Genomic DNA, 24,982 nt, shown 5'->3' with positions numbered 1-24,982 from the left:
CGTAAAGTTTTAGGGACGGAGTGCCGTGCCTGCCCCGTTGCCGCATCGAGTTCAATCGTCCATCACTGCGGTAGATTGTCATTCGTCGTTAGCTTGGCTTGTCGGATCAGCAACAACGAAAATCGTATAGTCGCGGGCAGTAAACGGTGAATTAGCGTTTCCGTCCTTCAACGCCGCAGCAATCGTGTAGGTAGCTACTGTTTCCATTCCTGTTGTTTCTACGACCCACCAGCCGTTTGGTTGGACCAAGCCTGTTCCGTAAGTAATGGTCGAAGACTTATCCTGCTCCACGACCCTGACCGTTGTGCCTGGCCGCCCGAACCCATAGACGCTCGGGTTGGGACCAAGCCGGGCGTTCTTCAGGGGCGATTCAATTTTGGGCGCTGCAAACAAAGTGGCGTTGACCGTCACAGGAATATCCGCCGCCCAGAATTCCGTGCCATCCGCAGATATCTGCTTGATCGACAAGACACACGCACCGGCCGCTTGTGGTTGCGGCAATTGCACACTCCACCGCCCTTGACCATCGACCCGGGTCTGAGCCCGATACGGTAAATCCTTGCCGATAAAAATCTGAATGGTGTCTGCGACAGCGCCGGTTCCGCCGATTACCATCTGCGTTTCCACAGTCGCATTGGGCAAAGGATGCTGCACAACAGGCGCTCCGCCCCCCAACCGCCCTTTCAACACCAGCGTCTGGTCGATTCGGTTGCACAACCAGGTCAATTCGAAGTCACCACTGCGCAGATTCGCGCAATCGATGGTCCAGTGCATGGTGTCGCTCACCACCTCGGTGTAGGCGCCGGTCAACGGTGCGAATGTCATCCCCATGGCCTTGGCAGAAAACGCTCCGCTCCAGCCCAGGGCTGCCCGTGCTCCGGTGAGATTGAGGCTGGTTTCGGGCTTGAGTTCGAGTCGGTATTTGCGCCCGCGGACAAAATTCAGCGTCTGGTCCGGTGTAACGGTTTCTTCGACGGGTACGTTGGTGATGTCGATCAGCTTGATGATCCACTTCAGCGGTTCGACCACTTCCAGGTCGAATGTCTTCGAATCGCTGCCAACCTGTGCCTTGGCAATTACGGTATATCGACCGGGTTGATCCGCGAGGAACGGAAAGGTCGAACGGCCATTGACATCCGTCGCCACAGTTTCCTTGGTCAGTTCTTCACTACCGAATTTGACGCTCCAGTCTATCGGGTACCGCGCAATCGGCCGGGCGTCGTTGGCAGCGGTTTCCCTGACCTCAACCCACAGCAGGCTTGGTCGGTCGGATCCCGCCACGGGCAACAGGTAATCCGCCGATTGCCCGTGCATCACGGCGCCACCGGCCACGTCCAGTTCCAAGGTCTTGGTGCTGCCAGTGACTGAAGCCTTAAACACAACACTGCCCTTGCTGATACCGGCGACCACGCATGTTGCTTCACCGTTTTCGTCGGTATCCCCGGGCTCAAGCTCAGTCGCGCCTTGTAGCCACGTCACCGTCGCCCCTGGGTACGGACGTCCGTCCAAGCCAATGACTATGCAGCGCAATGTCAGAGGCAGCCCTGCGACGGCGGGTGAAATGGCCTCCAACAGTGAAACGCGCGGCCGATCAACGAACTTTATGCCCTGGAACTTGATCAGGTCCTTGCCGGCATACTGCGCGGTCACTTCAAGGTTGCTTTCAGGTGACCGACTGCGAACACGGGTGCGGGCATAGCCGTCCTTGTCGGTGTACGACATGACCGGGTCGAGGCGGCCAGCCGTACATCCCCAGCGAACGGGGCGGTCGACGGCATAGTTTCTGAATTTATCCACCAACCTGACTTGCAACTCGAGGAACTCAAGGTCACCCGCCAGTTTTTCCGGATAGGGAGGTGGCGTGGTGCCAGATAGCGAGTAGTCGAGCGATTCTTCATCACAGTCAATCAAAATCGGCTCCGCGTAGACCCGCTGTCCCAAGCCATAACGCGCGACCACCGTGGCCAGGCCCATCCAGCTACCGGCCTTGAAGCGTACTAAGGCGCGCCCCATGTGGTCTGTCACCGACTCCAGGCTCTGCAGGCCACTGCGCTCGCATTCCCAGGTCACGGTGATATTGGGCAAAGGTTCGTTCTGGAAATCACGCAGCGTGACTTCGATCAATGAATACTCGCCGGGCGCGTTGCAGATCAGTCGATTGGCCGACACCGTCATACTGCCCGCCACGCTTTGCCCGACCTCGCCGAATTCCAGGGCCTTGCTCTGAATGGCCGACTCGGACAAGCATTGCACTGCATGCTCTGCTGCCTGGCGACAACTGACGACGTCACTTTCCGGGGTGAGCGCGCCGAGGGCCAAAATGGCATTGGCGTCCAGACCGGTTTTCGCAGCAAATCCCCGCGCGCGGATAACGAAATCGAGCTGGGACAGCTCGCGAATCAGCGGTTTTTCGGGAATCAGGTAATTGGCGCACTCCAGGACTTCCTTGATCCCCCACTTGAGCGCCTGCGCCAGCGAGCTCGCCGCCGCATCGCGGATCAAGCGAATATCCTCAGGGGTCAGTTGAGCGGGAAGGTCGTTCACCAGTTTCAGGTATGCCAACAACTTCTCGGCCGGCTCCTCAGTGTGTACCACCGCTCGGCCGTAGATCGTCAACAAGTAGAAGGTTTCGAGGGTCAGGTCTTCAATTTGCCGCAGCCCAAACCAGCGCCAATGTTCCTGAGTGGTCAGCGTGGTCATCATCGCCGAGCTCAGCGCCAGTTTTTTCACCACCGCGGTGCGTCGCACCAGGTGCGCGAGCACTTTGAGAATGTCGTCTCCGAGATTGATGTTGGGCTCGGCCATCGTCCCAACGCCCAACACGCGCATGGTTTCGTTGAGTAGCAGGTAGACACCGCCGGACTCCACCCACCGCAGAACGACCAGCGCCAGGTCTTGCGCGATATTCAGATAAACCGACAGACTCTCCTGGACCACCGCGCTCTGCGCCGCGCGGGTCTGCAGCAGTATCGCCAGAATCGTCGCCCTCACCCGCTCGGCCTGAGTGGCATCGATCTTCGCCAGTTCGACCGCACCGTCGATCTCTCCCTTGGCAAAGGCTTCGTACGCTTCTTCATCGGGTGCGTGCCCGTTGAGGACCAAACCCTTTTCGTCGACCAGTTGATCCAGCAAGGTCAGCCAGTCGCTGCCCAGACTGACGGCGAGCGGAGGCACGCCGGCTCCCAGCAACATATCCTCACTCAATCGGGTCGGCTCCAGACGCTTGCGCAGTTCCTGCAGCAACGTCAGTTCTGCCTCCGAGGCGACTACGGGCACGACAACCGGCGCTACATGCTGCACCAGCCAGATCACATCAAGGTCGTTCTCGCGGCACCATTCGATACAGGAATGCACCGCATGCAACACATTGAGCACATCTGCCTTGGCGAAGGTCCGGTAATTAGAAATATGTGGCCTGCCCAACAACTCGCGTAACCAATCGCTGCCACTGGGACTCATGGTCTCCAGCAACGCTGCAAGCTCGATGGAGGTGATACCGCAGAACGAAGCCAGCTTGACCAGCCGGTACAGACTCGAAAGCACTGGCAAACTGCGCGTCAGTTCACCGCGCAGGCCATAGCACTCAGCAACGACCCGCGCCAGATAGCGCCAGGTTTCCAGGTTTATACCCAGGCCACTGCAAATCTGGTCGACGGTGCGACGGTCGACTTCGGTTTGTGGATGAATGGCAAAAACACCGTTGTCGAGCCGAAGTGGTGTTTCAAATAGCGACTGGCCGTTAAACACGCGGTCGAACTGGGATTTTTTCTCCCCGCGACCAAATACGCTCATCTCGTCGATCAGTGCCGCGAAATCCTCGGCGGAACATTTGTAGTGTCGACGAAACTCCTGGAACAGTCCGATGGCTCTCAGGGTATTGCCGGTGATCTTGTAGGTTTGAACAGTATCCAATGCCTGATCTTCATCCTGAACCGGTGTGCGTTGTTCGGCACGTATGGCGGCAATTACCAGGCGATCGCATTCGTCATAGGGCAAATCAAGGCGTCGTGCCAGACGAAGCATGCGGTTGATCAGGTCGAATCGGCGTTTTGTGGCGTCTTTGAGCGTTCTCTTTATTTCGTCCGTCCCGGATTCATCCACCGCGATTGCATCCTGGGCTCCATCGGCATTGATATAGACCGAACCGAATTGTTTCGGCGTGGGCTTGGGCTCATCTTCAGGTGCAGGACTTTTGCCTTCATTAGGGGAAATGGTCGGAGCGTAACGTTCGATCGATAGCAGGCTTGCCAGAGCGTCCGAATCAATCGAGGCGTGGGTGCAAAACTTCACTGTGTCTTGCAAGTCCGTGTAGCTCGCCCCGAAATTCTTCTGGAAAAAATCATCATTGGTTGTCTGCGGATCGGGATCAATCCGGCCGGAGCGAGGGTCGATACGCGGCGTTGACTCAGCGCTCTGGGGTTCGACACCGAAACTGTAGCGATCCTCAAGCAGTAACGCCTGCATGGCCGGGCCCAGGCCACTGGCCTGACGCATGGCGATATCCGAGCGATTGCCGTGCGCGCCGGGCTGCTTGAAATATGGCGAATCTGCATCCGCAATACGCACCACGTCCCCAAGAGACAAATCGTTTTCCTGGAGGACGTAGTCCCACTGTTCCCGATACCACTCGAATGGCAACGTGGTCATTGGATACCGCGCCTTGAGCAGCCGGTCATCCACCGCATCGTTGTCCAAGGCCTGGGCAGGAGCGTGCGCCTCGATAATGCCATTGAGCACTTCATTGACCAGCACCACAGTCGGTGTGACGCGGTAGGCCATTTCCGGATTGATCTCACGCGTGGCGAGATCAGGCCGCCGCTCTTCCAGCTTTAATTTTTCACCAGCCGTGTCCTTAGCGCGCTCTTCCAGCTCAAGCGCTTTGCGGTACAACTCCACAAAATAAGCAGCCGGTGAATCATTGGCGTCCAGGCTGCCCACGGGGGTGGTATTACCCCAGGCCAACTTGAACAAACGGTGGTAATCGGGGCCTTCCACCAACGATCGAACGCCGGTTTCGTTCAATGGATTGGGTGGCGTATGGCGGGTCAATCGGTGGTTGCGATACTGCCGGGCCAGATGCACCAGCACGCTATTGGCTTTCTCCAGCAGGACGCCGGCCTCGTGACTGGACAACTCGAAAGTGTCCATCAGACCTTGTTGTCCCATTTTCACCACTTGCAAGACAGAACCACTCTGTTCAATGAAATGCTGTACTTGCGTCGAGCCGGTTATCCGCTCCCGGCCGACGGTCGAGTCGAACAACTGTGAAAGAGGCGAATAGGGGGTGTCCTGGTTCATGCGGCATCTCCTGCAACAACCGTTGATGACTTCACAGGACTGTTGTAGTGGAAAGACGCAGGCCAAACACCTGTCATAACTGACAGCACGGACAAACGGTAACCGTAGGGGTAGATCGAAGATTTTCCTCTGCGGTCAAGCGCGGGAAAGTCGAGGAATTGGGGAAGTGAGTGGGCAAGCCCAAGTGCCCGTATGTTCATGGGCACTGCAAGAATGGGCTCTGAGGGAACTGGGAAGTCAGTCGATCGGCGGCGTTAGGACATAGAACCAGTCTATGGCTAGCCAAGGGGACCAGCTCTGGTCACTACCAACGCGATAACCGGTACGAATATCCAACCGTTTCGGACCCGGTGTCAGGTCGTAGTTGAAGTGGATACTCTTATCGGGCGGAATGTTGCCTTTGACCAGTTGGCTGGGCTCGAAAAAAGAAGCTTCATAATCGGCGGTCCCAATGACCGACCCTATGCTGGCGATGCCACTGACCAGCACCGGAGCCGAGTAAATCCTCCCTCCAACTGGAGAGGTCATCACGGGTTTGGCGACATCTACCAAGGGCTCTGTCACCATCGTTCGCGTTGTCATAGTCCTGGCCTCCAATCGCCTGGAAAACTGTTGACCTGCAACGATATTGATACATGCGCCAGTTTGATCAAACACCTGTTAGATCTGACAGTTCAGACCAACGGCATCGACTGAACAATGTCCTCGACCAGTGCCTCAGGCCGAAGCCGGCAGAGTCTGAAAACTGAAGTACCGCCTCAACGCCTCCACCAATTGCCCATACTCCGGCGGCGCCCGTTGCAGGCTGAACCCGGCGTCATAGTAGTGGGGGGTTGCGTCTTCATGGCACCACAGGCAACACGCCCGTAAATCGACGATCTGCAGGCCGCCTTCGGTGGCGGGGATTTTCAGGCGCAAATCGAAGTCGGCGCCGATCATCATCGGCAGCTGGCTGATGAGCATCAACCCGTCTTCGGAGACGTTGCCCAGATAACCGATGGGCTTGTCGGTGATTCGGTTGAACACTTTCAGAAAATACGGCAGTTGATGCCGCTCGATCCGGCGGTCGGTGAACATGCTGAATTCGCTACGCAAGGCCCTTAAGCAGGACCGCACTAATGCTTCGGAACGGGCCTGCCTGTAGCTATTGAAAAGGGCATTGGCGCGCTCTCCCCGATCCTGGTGCGGCAGTCCTTGAAGCGCTGCCACTTACTTCTGCCGATCACAGGTGTTACCCCGGTTCATGGGCAAGGCCTCTAAAACCGGTCTATTGGACTATAGCCCACCGCCGCCGGGCGGCCAGCGATCAGATGACGACTGACATCAAAACTGCGTCGGACGTACTGCCGCCGCACTGCGCAGCGGGTAGTGGCCCAGGCTCTGCAAGGTTTCAAGGCGGGCGCGGGCGCGGTAGGCGTATTCACTTTGCGGATACGAGGCGAGAATGAACTGGTAAGTCTGCGCCGCATCGACGAACATTTTCTGACGCTCCAGGCACAGGCCGCGCATCATCGACACTTCCGGCCAGACATACGGCCGCGCGCGGCTTTCGCGCTCGACCTTGGACAACTCAAGCGATACCTGCTCGCAATTGCCCCGGTCATAGGCTTTGTAGGCGTTATTCAGATGATGATTCATCGACCAACGGGTGCAGCCCGTGACGCTGAGGGCAAGGGCGGCAATGAGCACGAATCGCATGGGAAATCTCCTGTCTTGAACGCTGTATCGACCCGACTGCGAAAATCTTCAGGCTGCCTGGCACAAAGTTGCAGGGTTCAATAAAGAAACCGAAAACCAAGTTCTTCACAAAAAAGTAGTGCAAACGAACAATGACTACACCTTCGGACCATAGTAGCCTCACTCAGCGCTTGAACTCAGGAGTCTTTGCATGTCCGTCCGTCGTACCAAAATCGTCGCCACCCTTGGCCCGGCCAGTAACTCGCCGGAAGTTCTCGAACAGCTGATTCTGGCTGGCCTGGACGTCGCCCGCCTGAACTTCTCCCACGGCACCCCAGACGAGCACAAGGCTCGCGCGAAGCTGGTGCGTGACCTGGCTGCCAAGCACGGTCGCTTCGTCGCCCTGCTGGGTGACCTGCAAGGCCCGAAAATCCGTATCGCCAAATTCGCCAACAAGAAGATCGAGCTGAAGATCGGTGATCAATTCACCTTCTCCACCAGCCATCCTCTGACCGAAGGCAACCAGCAAGTGGTCGGCATCGACTACCCGGACCTGGTGAAAGACTGCGGCGTGGGCGACGAGCTGCTGCTCGACGACGGCCGCGTGGTCATGCGCGTCGACACCGCCACCGCCACCGAACTGAATTGCACCGTGACCATCGGCGGTCCGCTGTCCGACCATAAAGGCATCAACCGTCGCGGTGGCGGCCTGACCGCTCCGGCCCTGACTGAAAAAGACAAGGCTGACATCAAGCTTGCTGCGGAAATGGAAGTCGACTACCTCGCCGTGTCCTTCCCGCGTGACGCTGCCGACATGGAATACGCCCGTCAACTGCGCGACGAAGCCGGCGGCACTGCCTGGCTGGTGGCGAAGATCGAACGCGCCGAAGCCGTGGCCGATGACGAAACCCTCGATGGCCTGATCAAAGCGTCCGACGCCGTGATGGTGGCGCGTGGTGACCTGGGCGTGGAAATCGGCGACGCCGAGCTGGTGGGCATCCAGAAGAAAATCATTTTGCACGCACGCCGCCACAACAAGGCTGTGATCGTCGCGACCCAGATGATGGAGTCGATGATCCAGAACCCGATGCCGACCCGTGCCGAAGTGTCCGACGTGGCCAACGCCGTGCTCGACTACACCGACGCCGTGATGCTCTCGGCGGAAAGTGCCGCTGGCCTGTACCCGCTCGAAGCCGTGCAAGCGATGGCGCGTATCTGCGTCGGCGCTGAAAAGCATCCGACCGGCAAGACCTCCAGCCACCGCATCGGCAAGGAATTCACCCGCTGCGACGAGAGCATCGCGCTGGCAACCATGTACACCGCCAACCACTTCCCGGGTGTCAAAGCGATCATCGCACTGACCGAAAGTGGCTACACCCCGTTGATCATGTCGCGCATCCGTTCTTCGGTGCCGATCTACGCCTTCTCGCCGCACCGCGAGACTCAGGCGCGCGCAGCGATGTTCCGTGGCGTGTACACCGTCCCGTTCGATCCGGCTTCGCTGGCACCGAACGAAGTCAGCCAGAAGGCGATCGACGAGCTGGTCAAGCGCGGCGTCGTCGAGAAAGGCGACTGGGTCATCTTGACCAAGGGCGACAGCTATCACACCACCGGCGGTACCAACGGCATGAAAATCCTGCACGTGGGCGACCCGATGGTCTGAGTGACCGAGCGCTGAAAAACAAAAGCCCCGCCATGTGAATGGCGGGGCTTTTTGCTTTTGATCCAACAGCTGCTGTGTTTGATCGGGCCTCATCGCGGGCAAGCCCGCTCCTACAGGTTTTGTGCTGAACTTCGATTTTGCGAACACACGCAATCCTTGTGGGAGCGAGCCTGTTCGCGATGAGGCCGGTTCAGTCAGCGATAAATTCAATGCCGGTTGATAAACCCCGCCAACGCCGCCATCGCTTCCGGCGACCGTAGCCGTTGTGTGAACAAAGCGCCCTCTTCTTCTATTACCTTGCGCAACAGCTCCCGATCCGGTGCTTTCATCAATTGCTTGCTGATGCGCACCGCTTCCGCTGGCAGCGACTCAAAGCGCAGCGCCATCTCCTTCGCCCTGGCCAGCGTCTCTTCGCCACTGCCCAAGGCTTCGGTCGCAATACCCCACACGGCCGCCTGTTCACCATTGAAACCTTCACCCAGAAGCAACAACTCCGCCGCCTTGGCCTGCCCGAGCAGACGCGGGAGGATCAGGCTGGAACCAAACTCCGGACACAATCCGAGGTTAACGAACGACATGCGCAAGCGTGCATCGCGGCTGACGTAAACCAGATCGCAGTGCAGCAACATCGTCGTGCCAATACCCACCGCCGCACCGGCCACTGCCGCGACCACAGGCTTGCGGCATTCGAGCAGGTTGAGCATGAAGTGGAACACCGGGCTGTCGAGATTGCTCGGCGGTTGCTGGATGAAGTCGGCAATGTCGTTGCCGGCGGTGAAACACTCGGTGGAGCCAGTGATCAGCACCGCGTTGATTTCAGGATCGGTATCGGCCTGTTTCAGCGCTTCGGCCAAGTGGCTGTACATCGCGCGGGTCAGGGCGTTTTTCTTGTCGGGACGATTGAGGCGCAGGGTCAATAGACCGCGTTCGCGTTCAATCTGGATGGCATCGGTCATGGCAGGTCTCGCGTCTGGGAATCAGCGCTCAACCACGAGGCAGGAATACGTCGGCCAGCAGTTGGTTGCGCGGCAGTCCGGCCAGGTACAGGCGCCTTGAGAAGGCATCGACGCTGGTGGTTGAACCGCAGACTAAAGCCAGGGTTTGTCGGGAAACAAGCCGCAGTTGCGCCAAAACCGCTGGCAACTCGGCCGCAGTCCACAGTTCGACAGTCAGGTTTGGACGGCTGGCGGCGATGGCTTGCAGGGGTTTGGCAAGATAATGCTCATCGGCATCATGGGCGAGGTGAATGACGCGAATGGCGCCTTGGTGATCCTGGCGTAGCGCTTCGCGTAGCACGCCAAACAATGGCCCCAATCCGGTGCCGGAAGCCATCAGCCAAAGCGGTCGCTCGTGCCAATCAGGGTCGTAATGCAACGCCCCGCCGCGTAACTCGCCGAGGCGGATCGGGTCGCCGATGTTCAGGCGTCGGGCCGCGTCGCTGAATTCCCCTGGCAGCCGACAATCGAGATGAAACTCCAGGAAACGATCGTCTTCCGGCAAGCTGGCGAGGGAATACGGTCGCGCTACGTTGCCCGCCCATAACACCAGATGCTGGCCGGCGCTGTAGCGCAACGGTCGCTGTGGGGTGAGGCGCAGGCGCAAGACACTCGCGCTGAGCCAATCAATGGCAGCCACTTCGGCAGGTCGGCCGTCCTGTTGCGGATCGAAGGCGTGCACTTGCAAGTCCTCGACCACCTGGCACTGACACGCCAGCCGCCAGCCTTGCTGGCGCTGCTGCGCGCTTAACGCGTCAGGTCGATTGTCGCTCGGCAGCCCCTGCACACACTGCACCAGACACGCGTGGCAACTGCCGGCGCGACAGCTATAGGGCACAGACACGCCGTTCTGATTCAGCGCATCGAGCAGGTTGCTGCCCTCCGCCACTGACCATTGGCGGTCGCCGACGCGCAACTCAGGCATCGACGTTTTCCCACGCCGCCGCGCAACGGTTGCGCCCGTCGCGCTTGGCGCGGTAGAGCGCCTGATCGGCTCGTTGCAAGGCATCGTCGAGGTCATCGCCGAGCTCCAGCAAGGTCATGCCGGCGGAGAGGCTGAGGTTGCGCACGTTCAGGCCGATCAGCTCGACGTCAGTAAACGCGATGCGCAACCGCTCACAGCAAGAAGTCAGGCTCTCGGCATCGCAGTCGGGCAACAGCACCACAAACTCTTCGCCACCATAGCGGGCCAGGACATCGCCTTCGCGCAGGCAGGCCGAGGCGACGCCGGCAAAGGCTTGCAGCACCTGATCACCGGCCGCATGGCCGTGCACGTCGTTGATCCGCTTGAAATGGTCGAGGTCGATCAGGGCCAGGCCATGCACGACATCGGCGTCCATGGCGTTCAACTCGCGGGAGGCCAGGCGCAGGAAATGCCGGCGATTGAACAACCCGGTCAATTCATCGGTGGCGACCAGGTCTTCGAGCTGACGCATCATCCCGCGCAATGTGTCCTGGTGAGCCTGCAAGGCAAAACGCCGCTGACGCATGCGATGTCGAGAGGCCTGGACATAACCGGCGTAGAGCACCAGCCAGACCAGGACGATCAACAACACGCACACTTGCAACGCCGCCAATGCCGGATTGGGCAACTGGAAGTGGTAGCCCTCCCACAGCGTGATCGCACTGAAACTGAAGAACACCAGCAAGGCACAACGCAGAAATGCCCGTCGGGACAGGTGGAACAGCCCGAACAGCAGAATCAGCACATAAAAAACCAGAAAGGCCCCGCGAGCATCTTCCAGATGCGCGATCAGCCAGGTTTGCCAGCCGAGCCCCAGCAACACTTGAACTTCGGTCAGGCTGGGGTCGGTAAAACGCAGGTTGTAGCCGGAATAAAACACCGCGAACAAAGCAGCCTGGCTGATAACCACCAAGGCACTGCCGATGGCGACGCCGGGGAGCGAGTCTTGATAATGACCGGTAAAAAACGCCAGCCACAGCAACAGCAATGCCAGGGCATAGGTGCCGGCCGCGAGGGCAAAACGTTTGAGCAACAGTCGCTGGATGGCGTTATGGGTCAATCGTTGACTCACCAAATGAAGGAGACTGACAGAGCGTCCTACTCTACAGACCGTGTGCCACTTTAGTGGCGTGGCCGATAAATGACCATCCAATTTTCATCAGGTCTAAACAGCTGCCACGCCATATCCCCTGTAGGAGCTGGCTTGCCGGCGAAAGCGACCGCACAGGCGATACCATCGTCGCCCGACCCACCGCATTCGCTGGCAAGCCGGCTCCTACAAAGTTATGCCTGGACATACGACCATGGTTTGACCACTGGCGCGTGTGCCCTTCAGCGAGGCGCGGTATACTGCCGCGCCTTTTTAGCGTCGCGCCAGCATGCCCGGCGTGCCTTGAAAGGTGCTTGCAACCGACCGATGCACCCAAGCTGCAAGCACCTTATTGAATGTTCCCGTCTTTTAGAGGAGCGCGACTCATGACCGTGATCAAGCAAGACGACCTGATTCAGAGCGTTGCCGACGCCCTGCAGTTCATTTCTTATTACCACCCCGTGGATTTCATCCAGGCGATGCACGAGGCCTACCTGCGTGAAGAATCGCCGGCAGCCCGCGACTCCATCGCGCAAATCCTGATCAACTCGCGCATGTGCGCCACCGGCCACCGTCCGATCTGCCAGGACACCGGCATCGTGACCGTGTTTGTCCGCGTGGGCATGGACGTGCGTTGGGACGGCGCCACCATGGGCCTGGACGACATGATCAACGAAGGCGTTCGTCGCGCCTACAACCTGCCGGAAAACGTCCTGCGTGCCTCGATCCTCGCCGACCCGGCGGGCGCTCGTAAAAACACCAAGGACAACACCCCGGCCGTTATCCACTACTCCATCGTTCCGGGTAACACCGTGGAAGTGGACGTGGCGGCCAAGGGCGGCGGTTCCGAGAACAAGTCGAAAATGGCCATGCTCAACCCGTCCGACTCGATCGTCGACTGGGTGCTGAAGACCGTTCCGACCATGGGTGCCGGCTGGTGCCCACCGGGCATGCTCGGCATCGGCATCGGCGGCACCGCCGAGAAAGCCGCGGTCATGGCCAAGGAAGTGTTGATGGAATCCATCGACATTCACGAGCTCAAAGCGCGCGGCCCGCAGAACCGCCTCGAAGAAATGCGCCTGGAGCTCTTCGAGAAGGTCAACCAGTTGGGCATCGGCGCCCAGGGCCTCGGTGGCCTGACCACCGTGCTCGACGTGAAGATCATGGATTACCCGACCCACGCCGCTTCCTTGCCGGTGTGCATGATCCCGAACTGCGCCGCTACCCGTCACGCTCACTTCGTGCTCGACGGTTCCGGCCCGGCCTCGCTGGAAGCGCCACCGCTGGACGCCTACCCGGAAATCGTCTGGGAAGCAGGTCCGTCGGCCCGTCGCGTCAACCTCGACACCCTGACCCCGGAAGAAGTGCAGAGCTGGAAGCCGGGCGAAACCGTCCTGCTCAACGGCAAAATGCTCACCGGTCGCGATGCTGCGCACAAGCGCATGGTCGAGATGCTGAACAAGGGTGAAACCTTGCCAGTCGACCTGAAAGGTCGCTTCATCTATTACGTCGGCCCGGTTGATCCGGTGCGCGAAGAAGTGGTTGGTCCGGCTGGCCCGACCACCGCGACGCGGATGGACAAGTTCACCCGTCAGATCCTCGAGCAGACCGGCCTGCTGGGCATGATCGGCAAATCCGAGCGCGGTCCGACCGCCATCGACGCGATCAAGGACCACAAAGCCGTTTACCTGATGGCAGTGGGCGGCGCGGCTTACCTGGTGGCACAAGCCATCAAGAAATCCCGCGTTGTCGCGTTCGCCGAACTGGGGATGGAAGCCATCTACGAGTTCGACGTGAAAGACATGCCGGTTACTGTTGCCGTCGACAGCAACGGTGAGTCGGTACACATCACCGGTCCTGCCATCTGGCAGAAAAAGATCAGTGAGAGCCTGGCGGTGGAAGTGCAATAAGCACTGATTCCGCTTAGTAAAAAACCGGTCCGTTGGCAACAACGGGCCGGTTTTTTTATGCCTGATCAAAAGTGATCATCGCTCAACACGATGCACGATTTGTTCTAAGGATAAACGGCCGACCTGTCAGATCTGACAGGTCACAACCATTGCTGCCACTGATAACTTGGAAGCACTTGTTGCACTCCTTGTACGGCGGACATCCACATGGCCACAGATCAACAGGGCACTCTCGAAATCAACGCACCCTCCCTGCCCAAGGGTGGCGGCGCGATCCAAAGCATCGGCAAGGGCTGGGGCGGTGTCGGCACCACCGGTGCAGCGTCGCTGGAATTGCCCCTGCCAATCAGCAAGGCACCCAATCGTGACATGGTGCCGGCGCTGGGCCTGGGTTACAGCAGCGACGTCGGCAACAGCCCGTTCGGCATCGGCTGGCGGCTGACCACCAACGCCATCACCCTGCGCACCACCAAGGGCGTGCCGAAGTACGACGGCAGCGATCAGGTGGTCGGCCCTGGCGGTGAGGTGTGGATGCCCGAGAGGAGTGACGACGGCAAGGTCATTTCCAGACAGGTATCCGAGTACAACGCCGTGAAAAACCTCGGCAACCACCAGGTGGTGCGTTACTGGCCAAGGGTCGAAGGTTCTTTTGATTTGATCGAGCACTGGACAAAGCTTGCCGATGCGGACAACCCGGCCGGTTTCTGGCTGATCCACGGTGCGGACGGCAGCCTGCATTGCTACGGCAAAATCGAGGCTTCGCGCCGGGCCGATCCGCAAGACAAAAGCCATGTCGGTGTGTGGCTGATCGATGAAAGCCTGAACCTGCGCGGTGAACATGTGGTGTACGAGTACAAGGCTGAAACCGACGAGCCGGTTGCCCCGCAGTTTCGCGACTTCCGCGCCCAACGCTATCTGCACAAAGTGCTTTACGGCAATGCACAGGCGTCGCCCGATTTGTACTCATGGAGCGCCAATGGCTGGAAAGACGTGCAGTGGCATTTCCACTTAGTGTTCGACTACGGCGAACGCAGCATCGACCTGGAGCAGGTTCCGCCTTACCTGCCCACAAATGAATGGCACGAACGCACCGATCCATTCTGGAACTACGCCTACGGCTTCGAACTGGGCAACCGCCGCCTGTGCCGCCAGGTCCTGATGTTCCATCAGTTCGCCGAAGAACTGGGCGACGACCCGGTGCTGGTCCAGCGCCTGCTGCTCGAACACCGCCAGAGTCCGCTGGGCTACAACCATCTGACTGCCGCGCACATCCAGGCGTACGACAATCGGGGCCAGATGGAAAGTCGTCCGCCGATGGAGTTTTTCTACAACGCTTTCGAGCAGGACGCCAAACGCCCGGGCTGGAGCGAGTTCGAAAGGATGCCCGGTCTCAACGACGGCCAGCGCTACCAACTGGTGGATTTGTATGGCGAGGGGATGCCCGGCGTCCTGTTCAGCATTGACAAGGCGTGGTACTACCGCGAACCACTGCGCGCAGACAGTGGCGGCAACGATGTAAGTTACGGCGACTGGGCGCGATTGCCCGGCATTCCCGTGGCCGACAGCAACAAACCAATTCGCCAGTCGCTCAGTGACCTGACCGGCGACGGCAAACTCGACTGGGTGATCGCCCGACCCGGCATGAGCGGTTTCTTCACCCTCAATCCCGACCGTTCCTGGTCGAACTTCGTGGCGTACGATGCATTTCCCACGGAGTTTTTTCATCCCGGCGCACAAATGGCCGATCTGGTGGGCGGAGGCCTGAACGACCTGGCCCTGATCGGTCCCCGCAGTGTGCGGTTGTACGCCAATCACCGTGAAGCCGGCTTCGCCAACGGCACCAACGTTGACCACGATGAGGATGCATTGCCGTTACTGGGCAACGCCCAGACCGAACTGGTGGCCTTCAGTGATCCGCTGGGTAGCGGAGCGCAACACCTGATCCGCATCCGCCACAACGAAGTCAAATGCTGGCCGAACCTGGGTCATGGAAAATTCGGCAAGGGCTTCGTGCTTTGCGCCCTGCCTTTCGAATATGCCGCGTTCGACGCCTCGCGGGTGCGCCTGGCGGATCTGGACGGTTCCGGCGCCGTCGACCTGATTTACCTGGCGTCCGATTGTTTTCGGGTGTTCATGAACCGTGGTGGCGAAGGCTTCGATCAGACGTCCGTCGACATGCCATGGCCCGAAGGCGTGCGCTACGACCGGCTCTGTCAGGTCAGCATCGCCGACCTGCAAGGACTGGGCTGTTCCAGCCTGGTCCTGACCGTACCTCACATGCAGCCCCGGCACTGGCGCTACGATTTCGTCAGCGCCAAGCCTTACCTGGTCAACGCCACCCACAACAACATGGGCACGGTTACGGGCGTGAGCTATCGCAGTTCAGCCCAGGAATGGCTGGATGAAAAAGCCGAGCTGATCGCGGCGGATAAAGCCCCGGTTTCGCATCTGCCGTTTGCCATGCATCTGGTCAGCGAGCAGACCCAGCTCGATGAAATCACTGGCAATCGCCTGACCCAGCTTTTTTCCTATCGCAAAGGCTATTACGACAGCGTCGAACGTGAATTTCGCGGCTTCGAGGAACTGTGGCAACGAGACACCGAGGCCAGCACTGCCGAACGTTCAAGCGCGGGATTCACCGCGCCGATCCTCAGCATCACCACGTTCCACACCGGCAAAGCGGTGGACATGGGTTATGACGATTACGTCAGCCACGACCCGCTGGCCGTGCGCCTGGGTAACACCGTGTTGCACGAATACCACCTCAACGATGCGGCGGGTCGTGCGGTGGTTCCCGATGAGCAACTGGCGCAGGAAATGGCTCGCGCCCTCAGTGGCTCGGTGCTGCGTTCCGAGGTGTATGCCGCCGACGATGATCCCGCCACCGCGATTCCCTACAGCGTCGCGCAAAACCGCTTTCTGCTTCGCGAACTCAGGCCCAAGGGAGAGCATCAACCCTATGCCGTCCTGCAGGTTCTGCCCCTGGAAAGCATCGCCTACCAGTACGAGCCACAACTGGCCGACGACCCGCTGGTCCAGCACACGATCAACCTGGAGTGGGATAAATTCGGCAGCCTGATCCATGGATTTGTCGTGCACTACGCCCGGCGCAAAACCGACAAAGACACCCCGCCCTTCACCGTAGGCGAGCCCGAGGACGACAATGACTACGAAAACCGCTGGTGGCTGGATGCTCACGATTCAGCCCAGCAGTGCTGGTACCTGAACCAGGGCAAGGCCGAGGTCCGTCATCTGGAAAAGGTCGACGGCTGGCGTCTGGGCCTGCCTTATCGGCAGCGCGGAAATGCGATGGTGCTGGAAAAAGATGAGCTCAGGCCTGCCGACATCAACTACGAAAAATTTCTTGAATGGGCGAAAGACACTGGCCCTTGGGCGGCCAAAGCGGTGATGACCGGCCTGTCGTTGCAGCGTTATCAAAACCCGGCCGATGGCCAATTACTGGACCCGGACGCCTTGATCTTCGAAGCCCTGCCCGACTACCAGGAAACCGCTGAGCTGGATGCCACCGCCCTGAGCGCTTACGACAAGCTCAAGGACGAAAATGGCGACATGCCGTTCAACCTCAAGGAGAAACTCCTGTCACCCGAGGTGGGCTATCACATCATGGATTGGTTCTTGCCCGATGCAAAAGCAGGCGAACCAACGGACCCAAGCGATGCAAAAAACTACCTGTGGTCGGTACGCAAAAGCTTCCCCACCTACCACGGGCTCGCGGGCTTCTATAACGTCGAAAAATTCCAGCAAACCAAGAGCCATGGCATCACCACCGTCGCCTATGACAAACACTGGTGCCTGACGACAGCCGTCACGCTGCCGGATGGCTGCACCACGACCATCCTCGGCACTGACTACCGCTCGTTCCTGCCGGCGGCCATTGAAGACCCCAACCGCAATATTCAGGAAGCTTGCTACAACGCATTCGGCGAGGTGCTGGTGACCAGTTTCTACGGCACGGAACTGGGCGTCGAAGTGGGGTTCGATCCACTCAGCGGCTACGAACCACCGCAAGACCGCAGCCCTGCCAGCGCCATCGCCGACAAGAACAAAGCCATTGGCAATTTCGCCACGGCCACGTTTTCCGCGCCCTTCAGCTGGATGGGTGAAGTTTCCCGCAGCGAGCCACCGACCGAGGAGTGGCTGAACTGGGCGCGTGCCGAAGGGTTTGTAATGCCCGGTGGTTTTATTTGTGCCCGGGCCCGCCGGCACCTTGAGAACTTGCAAGCGCCGTCAGATAACGAGAAACAACTGCAAAAATACGTCGACGAGGCTCACCGGGAACCACTGCACGTCGTGGCCTTGCAAGCCGATCGCTACCCTGGCGACCCTGAGTTGCAAATCCGCGCAGCCATCGCTTGCTGGGACGGGTTCGGTCGCTCCCTGCAAGCCAAGCAGGAAGTCGAGCCCGGCATGGCCTGGGTGGTGAACGACAGAGGAGAACTGGACCTCGACGAAAACGGCCGCCCCAAGGAAGCACAAGCCGCACGACGCTGGCGGGTCAGCGAACGGGTCGAATACAACAACAAGGGCGAAACCGTGCGGATCTACCGACCGTACTTCGCCAGCGCCTATCGCTACATCAATGATGCGGCGATACGTGAATCCGGCTACCACGATCAACAGTTCTACGATGCCGCCGGCCGCCCGACGCATACCGTGCTGGCGAAAAAAATGGCCCAGGGGGAAAACGCCGAACTCAAGCCATTGCGTCGGGAACAGCGCTATCGCACCTGGTACAGCATTGCCTTCGATGAAAACGACTTGTTCGATCCGCCACCGGCCGAAAAACGCCGTGTTGACTGGACCCTCCATTGAAACCGGGCATTTATTTGCGCACGTCATGGCCCAGGGAGATCGACGAGCCGCTTCGGGTCGCGGGCGACGGCACAACGGTCTGACCGCGCCGGGTGGTTATTGGCACCGTCAGTAAAGTCACGTCTCTTCAGGCGGGCCCGCCATGCTAAGGTGCCCGCCCGACTTTCTGACTGTCTGCACCCGCATGTTGCCCACTTCCCGCTCCCTGCGCCTGGCGCTCTATACCCTGTTGATCATCGCCGGCGCCGCTCTCGCAGCCACCCTGGCCATGCGTCACACCGTGCGTCAGTCCATTGTCGAAGACGCGGCCCGCGCCAATCAGCAATTGGCGTTGTACGCCACGTCTCTGCATACCCTGATTGAACGCTACCGCGCCTTGCCCTCGGTGCTGGCGCTGGACCCGCAATTACGCGACGCGCTCAAGGGCCCGGTGAGTGCCGGGCAACAGCAATTGCTGAACCGAAAACTGGAACAGATCAACGGCGCCGCCGAGTCCTCGACGCTGGAATTGCTCGACCGTACCGGTCTCGCCGTGGCAGCGAGCAACTGGCGATTGCCCAGCAGCTACGTCGGGCACAACTATGGTTTCCGCCCCTACTTCAGCCAGACACGCACCCAGGGCACCGGGCGTTTTTATGCCGTGGGGGTGACCAGCGGGATTCCGGGTTATTTCCTGTCCAGCGCCGTCACCAATGACGACGGGCAGTTTCTCGGCGCGATGGTGGTGAAGCTGGAGTTTCCGGAGCTGGAGCGCGAATGGAGCCAGGGTAACGACACGCTGTTGGTCAGCGACGCGCGCGGGATCATCTTCATCGCCAACCAGCCCGGCTGGCGCTATCGCCTACTGAAACCGCTGACTGACAGCGATCACTCCGAACTCAAGGCCACTCGCCAATACGACAAACAACCGCTGACGCTGCTTGATTATCAGTCCCTGCGGCGCTTCGACGAAAACAGTGAACTGGCACGGGTCGAGGGTCCGGACGGCAAAGCGGATTACCTTTGGGAATCCCTGCCACTGAACGCCGAAGGCTGGACGTTGCACCTGCTGCGCCGTCCACACGTTGCCTTCGAAGACAGCCGCAACGCCGCACTGGCCGCCGCCGGTTTGTGGCTGACGTTAGTGTTTCTGCTGCTGTTTCTTACGCAACGCTGGCGCCTGGCCAAATTGCGCCAGCGCAGTCGCGAAGAGCTCGAACAACTGGTGGAAGAACGCACCCGTGATCTGCGCACCGCCCAGGAAGGCCTGGTGCAATCGGCCAAACTCGCGGCCCTCGGGCAGATGTCCGCGGCGTTGGCCCATGAGATCAACCAACCCTTGACCGCCCAGCGCATGCAGCTGGCGACCTTGCGCCTGCTGCTCGATCACGGCCGGGTCGATGACGCCTACAAGGCGCTCAAACCGGTGGACGAGATGCTGACGCGCATGGCTGCCCTTACCGGTCACCTGAAAACCTTTGCCCGCAAAAGCCCCAGTGGCCTGCGCGAACGCCTGGACCTGGCGTCGGTGGTGGACCAAGCGCTGCAACTGCTCGACACCCGATTGCGCGACGAACAAGTCAGCACGGTCTTGCACCTGACACGTCCGGCGTGGGTGCGTGGCGATGCGATTCGCCTGGAACAGGTGTTGATCAACCTGCTGCGCAACGCTCTGGATGCAATGCAGGAAAAACCCTGCAAACGCCTGGAAATCCGCCTCGAAGCCGAAGAACAATTGTGGCGCTTGAGCGTCATCGATAACGGCGACGGCATTGCCGAGGAAAACCTTTCCAAGGTGTTCGATCCATTTTTCACCACCAAACCGGTGGGCGATGGACTGGGCATCGGACTGGCTGTTTCTTTCGCTATCGTTCACGAATCGGGTGGGCGCCTGACAGCCGATAATCACGACAACGGCGCGATTTTCTCCCTGACCCTGCCTATCGACCTGGAGGCCAATGGCTCATGCTGAATTCCGTGATGGTGGTCGACGACGAAAGCAGCATTCGCAGCGCCGTCGAACAATGGTTGAGCCTGTCGGGTTTCGAGGTGCGGTTATTCAGCCGGGCCGATGAGTGCCTGGCGCAACTGCCGAATCATTATGCGGGGGTGATTCTCAGCGATGTGCGCATGCCCGGCATGACCGGTCTGGAACTGCTGGCCGAGGTACAGCGCCGCGACGCCGACCTGCCGGTGATCCTGTTGACCGGCCATGGGGACGTGCCCATGGCCGTGGACGCCATGCGCGATGGTGCCTACGACTTCCTGGAAAAACCGTTCAGCCCCGAAACCTTGCTCGGCAGCTTGCGACGGGCGCTAGAAAAGCGCCGACTGGTGCTGGAAAACCGCGCCTTGCACGAACAGGCAGACAACCGCGCCAAACTGGATGCGACCTTGCTGGGCGTGTCTCGCGGCTTGCAGACCTTGCGCCGCCAGGTCCTGGACCTGGCGGCGTTGCCCGTCAACGTGCTGATCCGAGGCGAGACCGGCAGTGGCAAGGAGCTGGTTGCGCGTTGCCTGCACGACTTCGGGCCTCGGGCCGACAAACCCTTCGTCGCGCTGAACTGCGCGGCGATCCCGGAGCAACTGTTTGAAGCCGAGTTGTTCGGCCACGAGAGCGGCGCTTTCACCGGTGCGCAGGGCAAGCGTATTGGCAAGCTCGAATACGCTGATGGCGGCACACTGTTCCTCGATGAAATCGAAAGCATGCCGCTGGCGCAGCAGGTGAAACTGCTGCGGGTGTTACAGGAGCAGAAGCTTGAGCGCCTGGGTTCGAACCAAAGCATTCGCGTGGACTTGCGCATCATCGCCGCGACCAAACCGGACCTGCTCGACGAAGCGCGGGCCGGGCGTTTTCGCGAGGACCTGGCGTATCGGTTGAACGTCGCCGAGCTGCGTCTGCCACCGTTACGCGAGCGCCGCGAAGACATCCCGTTATTGTTCGAGGCGTTTGCCCGCAGTGCCGCCGAACGTCTGGGTCGCAGCTTCCCACCGTTAAGTGGTGCGCAATTAAGTCATCTGCTGAGTCACGACTGGCCGGGCAATGTGCGCGAATTGGCGAACGTTGCCGAGCGCCAGGTGCTGGGGCTGGGCGAGCCGGAACCGCTGGGCGTGGAACCCGGTCAATCGCTGGCGGCGCAGCAGGAAGCGTTTGAAGCGCAATGCCTGCGCGCAGCGTTGACCCGGCACAAAGGAGATGTGAAAGCGGTGCTCGAAGAACTGCAACTGCCGCGTCGGACGTTCAATGAGAAGATGCAGCGGCATGGACTGACGCGCGAAATGTTCGTCTGACCCGTAGGAGCTGGCTTGCCAGCGATGAACGATAACGCGGTCTACCAGAGACACCGCGCTGCTTGGATCGCTGGCAAGCCAGCTCCTACAGGTTACGGGTCGTGCGCGAAAATCCGCCTGAAACCCAGCACGCAATAAGCGGATTTCCGCTCATGTTTTCTCCCTCCCCCTTCTAATCCGGCCCTCTCCCCGTTGGCACACCTCCTGCTATAGCCCCCGCAGGCTGCGCTAACGCGCGCTCCACAAAAAATAATTAAACGAAGGATCCTTCAATGGATAACTCCAATACCCTGCCCCGTGGGTCGGTTGCCTCGCCGACAAAAGTACGCACCACCTCCAGCCGCATCAAATCGATCTTCAGCGGTTCCGTTGGCAACATGGTCGAGTGGTATGACTGGTACGTCTACGCCGCTTTCTCCCTCTACTTCGCCAAGACATTTTTCCCCAAGGGCGACACCACCGCACAACTGCTGAACACCGCTGCAATCTTCGCCGTGGGCTTCTTGATGCGTCCGATCGGGGGCTGGCTGATGGGCCTGTACGCCGACAAAGTCGGACGTAAAAAAGCCCTGATGGCCTCGGTATACCTGATGTGCTTCGGCTCGCTGCTGATTGCCCTGAGCCCAAGCTACGAAACCATCGGCATCGGCGCGCCGATCCTGCTGGTCTTCGCCCGCTTGCTGCAAGGCCTGTCGGTCGGCGGCGAATACGGCACCTCCGCCACTTACCTCAGCGAGATGGCCACCAAGGAGCGCCGTGGCTTCTTCTCCAGCTTCCAGTACGTGACCCTGATTTCCGGCCAGCTCATAGCGCTGGGCGTGCTGATCGTCCTGCAGAACCTGCTGACCACCGAAGAGTTGTACGCCTGGGGCTGGCGCATTCCATTCGCCATCGGTGCGCTGTGTGCCGTGGTCGCGTTGTACCTGCGCCGCGGCATGGAAGAAACCGAGTCGTTCACCAAGAAGGAAAAGGCCAAGGAAAGCGCGATGCGCACCTTGATGCGTCATCCCAAGGAACTGATGACCGTGGTTGGCCTGACCATGGGCGGTACGCTGGCGTTCTACACCTACACCACGTACATGCAGAAATACCTGGTGAACACCGTCGGCATGAGCATTTCCGATTCCACCACCATTTCCGCCGCCACGCTGTTCCTGTTCATGTGCCTGCAACCGATCATCGGCGGGCTCTCGGATAAAATCGGTCGCCGGCCGATCCTGATTGCCTTCGGTGTTCTGGGGACGCTGTTCACCGTGCCGATCCTCACCACCCTGCACACCATCACCACCTGGTGGGGCGCGTTCTTCCTGATCATGGCGGCGCTGATCATCGTCAGCGGCTACACCTCGATCAACGCCGTGGTAAAAGCCGAACTGTTCCCAACCGAAATCCGCGCCTTGGGCGTTGGCCTGCCGTACGCACTGACCGTATCGATCTTCGGCGGCACCGCTGAATACATCGCGCTGTGGTTCAAGAGCATCGGCATGGAAACCGGTTACTACTGGTATGTCACCGCGTGCATTGCCGTGTCGTTGCTGGTGTACATCACCATGAAAGACACCCGCAAGCATTCGCGGATCGTCACGGACTAAGTCCAGACGCGTTACAGCAGAAGGGGCAGACCGTCGGGGTCTGCCCCTTTTTTCGTTTGGCTCGGCGACCGAATGAAAAATCCTTCACCCCTGTGTAAGGCAGATTAATCACAAGTTAATGCTCGCCTTCCATCCTGAACCTGCCTTATCGATTAACTGTGATGCGCTCGCTCAGACCTTGAAAGTGAAAACGTCTGACGCCCTTAATATCAATTTAATCGATTGTTACTAGCATTTATTTGCGCTTTTTAATCAGTTTAATTGGCGTAGCATGAAACCCATGCCCAAGACACACAACGCCAAAGAACCTGGAGAAATGAAGATGAAAACCAAACTGTTCCTTGCCCTGGCCCTGTCTGTACTCGCCGCCAACTCTTTCGCCGCCGACGGTTTCGACCGTACTGGCTCCGCTGTTGCAGCAGACGGCTATGACCGTACCGGCTCCGCTACTGTCGCCGCTGATGGCTACGATCGCACCGGTTCCGCCACCGTCGCTGAAGATGGTTACGACCGTACTGGCGGCGCCACCGTCGCCGAAGATGGCTACGATCGCACTGGCGGTGCTTCCGTCAGCTAATCCGCAAATGCGGCACCACAGCCCGGCTTCGGCCGGGCTTAGTCATTTCTGGAGCACCGAAAAACCCCATGCAAACCAAAGAACCCTGCTCGCGATGACTGACTGTCAGTCGATATTATTTTGAATGACAGACCGCTATCGCGAGCAGGGTTATTCATCTGACTGGCAATCATCAGCTCGGCCTTGCACTATGGCCGATATTCGAAAGCAGCCCTCAGGTACACGCGCCATGCCCGACGACATCCACTATTACGAACCGGCCAACGGCCACGGCCTGCCTCACGATCCGTTCAACGCGATCGTCGGACCGCGTCCCATCGGCTGGATTTCTTCACAGGATGGCGAAGGCCGCTTGAACCTCGCGCCGTATAGTTTCTTCAACGCCTTCAACTACATTCCGCCGATCATTGGCTTTTCCAGCATTGGTCGCAAAGACAGCCTGAACAACATTGAGCAGACCGGCGAATTCGCCTGGAACCTCGCCACTCGCCCACTGGCCGAGCAGATGAATCAAAGCTGCGCCATGGTTGCGCCAGAGGTGAACGAATTCGAGCTATCCGGGCTGACACCGGTTGCCTCGAAAATCATTCAGGTGCCACGGGTCGCCGAAAGTCCGGTGAGCTTCGAATGCAAGGTCACGCAGATCATTCAGTTGCAGCGGGCGGACGGGAATGTGGTGCCGAGTTGGCTGATTCTCGGCGAAGTGGTCGCCGTGCATATCGCCAAATGGCTGTTGAAGGACGGCGTGTACGACACCGCCGCGGCAGAACCGATTCTGCGCGGCGGCGGGCCGGCGGATTATTTTCAGCTGGGGCCTGAGGCATTGTTCAAGATGTACCGCCCTGGGGCAGTCAAGTAATTACCAGATCAGGTCGCCGTCTTCGCTGACACCCTTGAGGTGAGTCAACTGCAGGGCGGCGGCTTCGTCCGCTTCTTTGGCGGTCTTGAAGGTCTGCTCTTCCAGCAGCTTGTTGAAACGAGGCGCACCCGAGGCGCCGATGGCTTTGGTGGCGATCGCCGCGTAATACCCGCCTTCACGGGGGACTACGGCCGATACGGCTTCGAAGGTTTCAAAGGCTTTGCGTGCCATGTCGCGCATCCTGGCTAGTTGAG

Annotated in this window: 16 protein-coding genes; 8 read left to right on the top strand and 8 right to left on the bottom strand. The window is 59.5% G+C overall.

The genetic code is table 11. The features are described 5' to 3' along the window. Positions 1 to 78 precede the first annotated feature (78 nt). The 4 genes from ABVN21_RS01100 to ABVN21_RS01085 form a co-directional block, all read right to left on the bottom strand. Positions 79 to 5,298: a Tc toxin subunit A gene (locus tag ABVN21_RS01100; RefSeq protein ID WP_339555372.1), complete on the bottom strand. Its 5,220-nt coding sequence runs from the start codon at positions 5,296 to 5,298 to the stop codon at positions 79 to 81. A gap of 237 nt (positions 5,299 to 5,535) precedes the next feature. Continuing rightward, a complete protein-coding gene (locus ABVN21_RS01095; RefSeq protein WP_339555373.1) occupies positions 5,536 to 5,880 on the bottom strand; it encodes a hypothetical protein in 345 nt (114 codons plus the stop codon). Between the two features lie 135 nt (positions 5,881 to 6,015). Further along, on the bottom strand, positions 6,016 to 6,375 hold the full coding sequence (locus ABVN21_RS01090) for a PilZ domain-containing protein (RefSeq protein WP_339555374.1): 360 nt from the start codon (positions 6,373 to 6,375) through the stop codon (positions 6,016 to 6,018). A 246-nt stretch (positions 6,376 to 6,621) separates the two neighbouring features. Beyond that, entirely contained in the window at positions 6,622 to 6,996 is a 375-nt protein-coding gene (locus ABVN21_RS01085) for a tetratricopeptide repeat protein (protein ID WP_339555375.1), read from the bottom strand. Between the two features lie 190 nt (positions 6,997 to 7,186). Between ABVN21_RS01085 and pyk the strand changes: the two genes are divergently transcribed. Next, positions 7,187 to 8,638: a pyruvate kinase gene (gene pyk / locus ABVN21_RS01080; protein ID WP_339555376.1), complete on the top strand. Its 1,452-nt coding sequence runs from the start codon at positions 7,187 to 7,189 to the stop codon at positions 8,636 to 8,638. 206 nt (positions 8,639 to 8,844) lie between these two features. On the opposite strand, the gene ABVN21_RS01075 is transcribed toward pyk, so the two are convergent. From ABVN21_RS01075 to ABVN21_RS01065, 3 genes are read right to left on the bottom strand one after another with little or no spacing between them, the layout of a single operon-like run. Further along, positions 8,845 to 9,594, bottom strand: a complete 750-nt coding sequence (locus ABVN21_RS01075; protein WP_339555377.1) for an enoyl-CoA hydratase-related protein — start codon at positions 9,592 to 9,594, stop codon at positions 8,845 to 8,847. A gap of 28 nt (positions 9,595 to 9,622) precedes the next feature. Continuing rightward, a complete protein-coding gene (locus ABVN21_RS01070; RefSeq protein ID WP_339555378.1) occupies positions 9,623 to 10,558 on the bottom strand; it encodes an iron-sulfur-binding ferredoxin reductase in 936 nt (311 codons plus the stop codon). Beyond that, a complete protein-coding gene (locus ABVN21_RS01065; protein ID WP_339555379.1) occupies positions 10,551 to 11,657 on the bottom strand; it encodes a GGDEF domain-containing protein in 1,107 nt (368 codons plus the stop codon). The genes ABVN21_RS01070 and ABVN21_RS01065 overlap by 8 nt, the downstream gene beginning before the upstream one ends. 416 nt (positions 11,658 to 12,073) lie before the next feature. Between ABVN21_RS01065 and ABVN21_RS01060 the strand changes: the two genes are divergently transcribed. From ABVN21_RS01060 to ABVN21_RS01030, 7 genes are all read left to right on the top strand, one after another. Next, entirely contained in the window at positions 12,074 to 13,597 is a 1,524-nt protein-coding gene (locus ABVN21_RS01060; protein ID WP_223504792.1) for a fumarate hydratase, read from the top strand. A 207-nt stretch (positions 13,598 to 13,804) separates the two neighbouring features. Beyond that, complete coding sequence (locus ABVN21_RS01055; protein WP_339555380.1) at positions 13,805 to 18,430, top strand: SpvB/TcaC N-terminal domain-containing protein; 4,626 nt, start codon at positions 13,805 to 13,807, stop codon at positions 18,428 to 18,430. A 184-nt stretch (positions 18,431 to 18,614) separates the two neighbouring features. Continuing rightward, the gene (locus ABVN21_RS01050) at positions 18,615 to 20,381 is read left to right on the top strand and encodes an ATP-binding protein (protein ID WP_339555381.1); all 1,767 of its coding nucleotides are present in this window, start codon (positions 18,615 to 18,617) and stop codon (positions 20,379 to 20,381) included. Beyond that, positions 20,375 to 21,700, top strand: a complete 1,326-nt coding sequence (locus ABVN21_RS01045) for a sigma-54 dependent transcriptional regulator (protein WP_339555382.1) — start codon at positions 20,375 to 20,377, stop codon at positions 21,698 to 21,700. The genes ABVN21_RS01050 and ABVN21_RS01045 overlap by 7 nt, the downstream gene beginning before the upstream one ends. A 272-nt stretch (positions 21,701 to 21,972) precedes the next feature. Next, the gene (locus tag ABVN21_RS01040; protein WP_339555383.1) at positions 21,973 to 23,292 is read left to right on the top strand and encodes an MFS transporter; all 1,320 of its coding nucleotides are present in this window, start codon (positions 21,973 to 21,975) and stop codon (positions 23,290 to 23,292) included. Between the two features lie 322 nt (positions 23,293 to 23,614). After that, positions 23,615 to 23,869 carry a hypothetical protein gene (locus ABVN21_RS01035; RefSeq protein WP_339555384.1) on the top strand — a complete coding sequence of 85 codons (255 nt, stop codon included), beginning with the start codon at positions 23,615 to 23,617 and terminating at the stop codon, positions 23,867 to 23,869. Positions 23,870 to 24,098: 229 nt separating this feature from the next. Next, positions 24,099 to 24,728: a flavin reductase family protein gene (locus ABVN21_RS01030; protein ID WP_339555385.1), complete on the top strand. Its 630-nt coding sequence runs from the start codon at positions 24,099 to 24,101 to the stop codon at positions 24,726 to 24,728. Here the strand turns inward: ABVN21_RS01030 and ABVN21_RS01025 are convergent, their stop codons facing one another. Next, the gene (locus ABVN21_RS01025) at positions 24,729 to 24,959 is read right to left on the bottom strand and encodes a hypothetical protein (protein ID WP_339555386.1); all 231 of its coding nucleotides are present in this window, start codon (positions 24,957 to 24,959) and stop codon (positions 24,729 to 24,731) included. Between the last annotated feature and the right edge of the window lie 23 nt (positions 24,960 to 24,982).

The organism is Pseudomonas sp. MYb327 (genome assembly GCF_040438925.1).
GTDB lineage: Bacteria > Pseudomonadota > Gammaproteobacteria > Pseudomonadales > Pseudomonadaceae > Aquipseudomonas.
The sequence above is the reverse complement of the archived record's forward strand: the minus strand, read 5'-3'. Positions and strand labels throughout refer to the sequence as shown.